Below are 7,151 nucleotides of genomic sequence, written 5' to 3' on the forward strand. Positions count from 1 at the left end.
GTCCTGCTAGGTGGGAGGGCCAGCGTGAGGAATGCTGCTGAGACGTTCGGGTTGGACTACGCGAACCTGCTGGAGGCGTTGGGGGAACTCGAAGACGCGTGGAGGGACTACCTGGAGGTCCTGTCGGGGCTGGTGAAGGGTGAGGTGGCCGTCATCATAGACGACACCGTGGACCACAAGGAGTACTCCAGGGGAGGGACGTGAGCCCCCACAGGAACTACTGGATCTACTGCCACGCCCACGGGAGGTTCGAGAGGGGCGTGCAGCTCCTCACGGTCGCCATAGTGGACCTCTCCACGGGCAGGACGTTCATGGTGGGAGCTTTCCCCTACGCCGTGAGGAAGATGTTGGACTTGGGGATGGTCACCGAGTTCAAGACCAAGATCGAGATGGCCAGGGAGATGTTGGACGTGCTCAAGGGGTACTTCCGCGTGTCCAGGGTAGTCTTCGACTCGTGGTACTGGTCAGAGAAGCTCGTGAAGGAGAACGTGGTGTCTGAGCTCAAGTCCAACCGGAGGCTCCTCAGGGTCGAGTCGGTCCAGGGGACCCTCGAGGAGGTGGAGGGACACCTCCGAGTGGGAGACCTACCCCCCCGGACTCTACTACGCCGACCTGACCCTGGGAGGCCAAGCGATTACGGTAAAGTTGCTAGCCCGGGAATATAAACGTGACTCCGGGACACACGTGAAGTACCTCTACACGACCGACCTCTCGCTCAGCGAGGAGGAGATCGAGGAGGCCTGGAGGATGAGGTGGGAGATCGAGGAGCTCCACAGGGACGTCAAGGCCTTGGGACTGGAGGACTCCTCGTTCTGGAGGAGGGAGAGGCTCCAGGGCTACCTCACGATCTTCACCATCATGACCAACGTCGTCAGGGAGCTGGTGGGGGAGCTGAACCTGAGGAGCGTGGAGGCGTTTCTCAGGTTCGTTGAACGTTATTTAGGCGGACCGCCTGGGCTGATGAAAATCCTTAAGTTACGTTAAAGTCCCATAACTGCTGTAAGTTACGTTAAAGTCCCATAACCGCTGTTAACGAATTAATCTTGTAATGAATTGAAATTAAATTCACACTTTATATAATTTATACCGCATTAACAAAATTGTTATTTATACTCTATGTTTTTATAATCCATTACAAAAATTAAGACGTATACGCTGTCTCATTAGGAAATACAGTTGCGAAAACTGTTACGTTATATGCTTCTAACTGTAAAACTAATGTATAGTTCCATACCCTTGAAGGTAATGTAAAATTGTACACTAAGGGAGCAGGCAAAGATACAGTCTTCTGAACACCATTCACTTTTATTGTAGCGTTTACTAAAGACGTTATATTATACCATATCCCCTTATGATCGTAATATACTGCAGACAATGTATAGTTAGCATTGCCTCTGTAAACCATTAAAAAAGACTTTGAAGGAGTTGAATTAAAGAAAATTATTGTTGCCCCTCCATTTATTTGGTTTCCTACTATTGTAGCGTAATCAAGTCTTTTAGCAGAAGGAACAGAGTAGTCACTTAAGATTAAAAATAAGGGTATAAGAATTAGGATTATAACGATTATTGCTATTATAAACCCTAAATACTCAGACTGTGCTTTCATTTAATGATCACCTATAACGGGCAAGCAGTTCCCACATCACCATAGTAGACCTTTATAGTAGTTTGACCGTTTATTATGATATACTGAGGAATATTCGGATAATAATAAACTGTGTTGTTTATATAAACTTCTTGAGCTTGACATGATTGACCATAATAAATATAAATAAAAATAATCCCCGTAGGATCAAATGAATATTTACCGCCTATAATCCAGTAGATATTATTATATTGATATACTGTACCATTAAGTATTAAGCTAACACTACCTGGTGGATTATAATCGTAAATATAAATTCTATAATAATTAAAGTTATTTAAATAATATATGTAAACTATAGGAGTAGCTGAAGGATTAGGCGGGACGAATAGGATAACTGAAGTCGAGATATATGACTTGCCGTTATATGTTATATTATCGTATACATAATGGTATATAACTCCGTTATATTTTTGCAATGTATTATTAAATTGTAAAGTATTAACTGTGATATTAAAGAACCCTGCAGGTATTTGAATAATCGCACTTCCTTTATTAATAGTATAACTTTTACCGTTTATGTTCACATTAATTGGACAATTTATTTGATTATCACTATTACCTAGTATTGTTATTTGTAAATTAACTTTAGCTGTTATTGGAGTGTAATTTGCAACCATAACTACTGGGCTACCTTCTAAACTTACTTGAATACCAACGGTATTTGTAGAGTTAACACTAGCCTTACCTAATATTATCCAATTATGGAAGACACCAGATATTACTTGACCTTTAGAGTTTTCGTAAAAGACGTATTGCGGTACTTTAGCTTGAAAAGACCCAGTTTGATTCGGAAAAGCTGCAGGCGTTGTGAAGTTCTCAAATTTCCCATATATATTAGTAGTCACATTAGTTGAAACAGATATGGGACTGATGGTGGAATTAGATATTTGGGCCAATATTTCTAATCCCCCCTTTCCGCCCGTTGAGAAAGGACCTATTGACGAACCAGGTTGTAAGAAAAATATGTTACCTAGGGACGTTATTATTATAATTGGCCTATCGTTAACGTAGCCTGGCAAATTTATAGTTTGCCCTTCTGATACTACTAAGGGGTACTTTATTGAGGTTATGTTAACCCATACGCCGTTCTGATTTAGATAAAGAATTCCAATAATAGTTAAGTTTGAAAGAGGCTCAAAGGTTCCATTAGCGTAAATTAAATAAATCGTACTACCATTATAAAATATGGAAGGGTGTCCGGTCTTAACTTGTGAAATCTGTAAATTATGTAGATATTCGTAATTATTTACAATAAACTGAGAGACACTACTAGACTGAGAGATATTTTGTATATAAAACATAATGGGTATCATTACGGTAAGTATTATAAAAATTAGAATTATAACGGAAATAGTGTTAGATAAACCCTTCATTTAACCACCTCCGTTAATTATTAGGTTCTACTCCATATTCCCATTCTTGATAATTTATTATAATAGTAGGAGAATTAATATATATATTACCATAATTGCCTAGAGAAGGTAAAGGTTCATAAACATAACCTTGACCGTTTACTGAACTTACATTAAATACAGTAACGTTGATAGGATAGGATATAAGGCAGACATACTGTATAAACTCATTACTCTGATAAATAGTAAAGGATCCTTGAAGACTTAGTAAATGATGTAAATAATCAAGTTGTATATTAAGTTCAGTTCCTTGTTTAAAATATATTTTCTGCGGTACATAGTTCTCAATATTGCCTAATGTGATCACAATATCGGTACCTAGTATATTTACTTGAAGTGGCTGGCCAGCTATACTTATATTAACTGGCGTACTGTTTTTAACTGCCCAGACTCCACTTGGAAAATAGAAGTAATTCTTTATTATAACTAGATAATATGATTGATATAGCTGATAGTTCCCACATATTATACCGCTTGAATTCACGAATACCTCATTACTTGATACTATACTAATTTTACTAATACTTGAAGCCAATTCAGTAAATTTATAACAGATTATCTCGCCACCTAAAACTGGTTTACTAAAATATCCCCCAGTGTAATTAAACGTTATATTGTAGTAAGAGGGAAACTGTATAATATGATAACCGTAAGTTAAAGTTAACGTAATTCCACTGCTTGGTATCTGGTACAATTTATTATCTACAATAACTGGAATTGTAGTATTCAGAGAAGTTAATGTGATTTTAGTAGTAGATCCTTCACCTTTTCCATTAGTCCCTAAAGGTATATTAGCTGGTTTTATAGTAACCTGAAACTCTTGCAACACAGCCTTATATACAATAGTTAATACTAAGGGACCACTTACTGTAAATGTTACACCCTGAGAATTTGAGGGAGAGTTTAGATTACCGTAACCTACAATAGTCCAATTCTGGAATGTAGCTGTTAATCCGTAACCTGGCAAGAATATAGAAGAACTATTCTTATCAGCTATAGAATAAGATCCAGGATTGAGATAGAATATAACTGGAGTATTGTTTATAATATTCCCTTGTAATGCGACTTGAACGCTTATTGGAATTACCTTACTTCCATTTAATACGAACGCTGTAACATATACTGGAATTTTACCAGCAGGTCCAGATATGGTAACTGTAGTTATTGAAGTGTTAGGATTCAAGAAGTAGAAATTAGCTTCTGACGTTACCATTAATATTGGCTGGTTAAAAGCTGCAGGAGGCAAGGGTAATTTAGTAGTACTGCTTACTATGATACTGTTCTTAAGAACGGGAACCCATGTATTTCCGTTAAAGTAATATATTTGAGTAATATTAATCGGAATTGGAATGGAACTGAAAATGAATTGTATTGAGGGGTACTTAGTAGAGTTGTAATATATATTAGGATTACCTCTAAATACTTGCTGTTGTTGCTGCTGTTGTAATTGGGTATAGAGCGTTGAAGCTATTTTACCCTGACTTGAGTAAATTGGTGTAGAGTTTAATATTAACAAGGAGGGAATTAAAATTGATAATAATATTAGAAGCATTAGGATTAAAAATACGGGCGAAGATAATGCCTTCATGAGCTGGGCACCCCCGTAAATCCGTAATCTATTCTAAACCAATACCCGTTTGAATAATATAAGATCCATATTATTAAAATGGAATTAGAATTAACGTTATTTACTGTCACGGTCACGGGCTCATTTACGGGTATCGTATAGGTCATAATCGGAGTATCGTAAATTATTCCACCCCCTACGTCATATATAGGAGAGTTTATATTAATGGTCTTAGCTAATTGACCATTAGGTAAGTAAACTGAGAATGAAGGAGTACTTGTGGGGCCTATAATTCCTACATCTTGTTCTAAATAAGAAGGAACCGCAAATACTAAAATTGAGATGTTTAGTGAGACTGAAGGATTATATAACTCTATTACCGCACTTCCGCTGTTTTTAGAAACTAAAAGAGGTCCTACTGAAAGAGTTGACGTTGAGGATAAAGAACTAGCTTGCTGTTGGGCTATACTAAATAACTCATGTGGTAAAAAGTAAGTCATAGTAAGTCCAAAGAGTACTAGTCCTAATAACACTACTGCTATTATTATCATAAACTCCTCAATTACTGATGAAGGCATTTCTGTTAATAATACCGAAAAACATATATATAAAACTTCATCAAAATTTTGCATATATGCCCAGTGTCGTAGTTAACCTAATGATTATTGTTGCCACAATAGTGTTAGCGTTAGCGATATTTGAAGTATACTCTGTCTACATGTCTTCTTATACATTAACGTTCTTACAACAGGAAAACGTTATAGGATTATCTAAGCTAGTGGGTGCATCTGTATCTCAAGTATCATTTTACGGAATTCCTCCATCATATAATTATTTTAATGTAAGCTATATTATATGGATTAAATCTCCTAGTCCTAAGGTTACTATAATACCCTTTGTAATTTCCCCCCAATTAAATCCTTTTTATGCACTCCCTAATGGTAATCAAAATGCAGCCCTATTTTATTCAACTACTAATGGTTACAATTTAGTTACTAGATTTCAATTTAATAATAACGTTTATTTACCTCAGCAAGGTCAGCTGTTGGGTAAGGTTAATTCATATGCATTTAACATCACACCTGATCAGACTTACATCATATCAGCTAAGGTTAAGCCGGGGCAAGTAATTATTATTTGGATACTATATTACTTTAGCGGGAAGTGGTACAGACTCGATTATACCTACTTAAATCCAACGAATAGTGGAATAGGAGTTTATGCCTTAAGTTCAAGTGGGCTATATGACACTAATAGCCCTACTCTTACTGGATTTCCCCAACCTCATATATCAATAAGCCAAACTGGATTTCAAGTAGGTCTTTGGTTTTCCCCAATTAGTAACGCAACTACTCAATCAATTATACTAAATGCTACTCTTGGGCCAACAGGTTCTCAAGGTAATTCTCAAAAAACTTTCTCAATAGTAATTTATCAGCTTGGATATAATTTATACTTAAGTATAATGCAAGGTTCTATTACAACTTTTCATACACTTTTATATTCGCTCAATCAAAATACTTTTTATTTCCTAAATTTCACGTCTGGATCACAAGCTAATTTAGCGGGTAAGTTAAATATATCAATTTATTCATACTCTGGTAAAATACTGAATTATACTAGGAATCCGCTTTCATTACCTAGTGAGATTAACGGATATACTTTAAACGTAACCTTTGGTTCCCCTTTATTAACTGACGTAATAACTCAAGCGTTCTTTGAAACATTAAAAAATGGCTTAACTAGTTTTTACAACGTGTCGAGTGTAATGCTTAAAGATGGCTATCTATACAATAATACATATAATTATACATGGATATTCGCCCATAGTAAAAGTCTTTACGCCATAGGTTACTGGTACTTTATATATCAATCTTCTAATCCGCCTTCACAGATTTATGGCCTACTTTGGGTTCGCGGAAATACTACTCCTTATTATATACCAGAGATTGGAAAAAATACTTACGTCATATTATAAAATTAATTTAGGTTTTCTTCTCTCCAGTCCATGAAACTCCTCTTTTCCTTACCATGAAAACTCTGTCAAATTCTACAACTTTTTCTCCTCTCTGATTATATCCCCATGTTCTAATCTTAACTATTCCAAATCCAGCTCTGCTTTTAGACTCCCTTACTTCTATTACCTCAGCCTCTCCGTATATCGTATCCCCAGCAAATACTGGGTTTAGGAACTTTACGTTCTCTATGCCTAACATGAAACTATTCTGACTAGTTTGCTCTACTAATAATCCTGCTACTATGGCTAGTGTTAAAAATCCGTTTACTACTAACCTACCCTTAAAAGGCTCTCCAGGGAAATATTTCTCAGTATAGTCCTTATTAAAATGTATTTGATTACTATTATTCGTTAGAAGGGTAAACCAGATATTATCCACATCAGTTATTGTTCTACCTACCTTACTCTTAAAGGGTGATTCAGGGCTCCTTTGCAAATTGTAATATATCTCTCGGTTTAGACTTATTCAATGAAGGAATTATTGAATATATTGATCATATCACGAAG

At 36.5% G+C, this 7,151-nt stretch carries 6 protein-coding genes and 1 pseudogene; 2 read left to right on the plus strand and 5 right to left on the minus strand.

What is annotated here, in order from left to right:
• Positions 1-984 (plus strand): annotated as a pseudogene (locus METMK1DRAFT_RS09375) (transposase); the annotation flags it as partial.
• Between the two features lie 157 nt (positions 985-1,141).
• Here the strand turns inward: METMK1DRAFT_RS09375 and METMK1DRAFT_RS09380 are convergent.
• From METMK1DRAFT_RS09380 to METMK1DRAFT_RS09395, 4 genes are read right to left on the minus strand one after another with little or no spacing between them, the layout of a single operon-like run.
• A complete protein-coding gene (locus tag METMK1DRAFT_RS09380; protein ID WP_009073387.1) occupies positions 1,142-1,606 on the minus strand; it encodes a hypothetical protein in 465 nt (154 codons plus the stop codon).
• Between the two features lie 11 nt (positions 1,607-1,617).
• Positions 1,618-3,021, minus strand: coding sequence for a hypothetical protein (locus METMK1DRAFT_RS09385; RefSeq protein ID WP_009073389.1), 1,404 nt, complete (start codon positions 3,019-3,021; stop codon positions 1,618-1,620).
• Between the two features lie 13 nt (positions 3,022-3,034).
• Positions 3,035-4,648: a hypothetical protein gene (locus tag METMK1DRAFT_RS09390; RefSeq protein ID WP_009073392.1), complete on the minus strand. Its 1,614-nt coding sequence runs from the start codon at positions 4,646-4,648 to the stop codon at positions 3,035-3,037.
• Positions 4,645-5,205 (minus strand): hypothetical protein, encoded by a 561-nt coding sequence (locus METMK1DRAFT_RS09395; protein WP_009073395.1) that lies wholly within the window; start codon positions 5,203-5,205, stop codon positions 4,645-4,647. Before METMK1DRAFT_RS09395 ends, METMK1DRAFT_RS09390 begins: the two co-directional genes overlap by 4 nt.
• Positions 5,206-5,261: 56 nt before the next feature.
• Here METMK1DRAFT_RS09395 and METMK1DRAFT_RS09400 point away from each other — a divergent pair, with 56 nt between their 5' ends.
• A complete protein-coding gene (locus tag METMK1DRAFT_RS09400) occupies positions 5,262-6,605 on the plus strand; it encodes a hypothetical protein (RefSeq protein ID WP_009073397.1) in 1,344 nt (447 codons plus the stop codon).
• A gap of 7 nt (positions 6,606-6,612) precedes the next feature.
• Here the strand turns inward: METMK1DRAFT_RS09400 and METMK1DRAFT_RS09405 are convergent, their stop codons facing one another.
• Positions 6,613-7,110, minus strand: coding sequence for a MaoC family dehydratase (locus tag METMK1DRAFT_RS09405; RefSeq protein WP_172634135.1), 498 nt, complete (start codon positions 7,108-7,110; stop codon positions 6,613-6,615).
• Positions 7,111-7,151 lie beyond the last annotated feature (41 nt).

Origin of the sequence: Metallosphaera yellowstonensis MK1 (genome assembly GCF_000243315.1) — an archaeon.
Lineage (GTDB): Archaea > Thermoproteota > Thermoprotei_A > Sulfolobales > Sulfolobaceae > Metallosphaera > Metallosphaera yellowstonensis.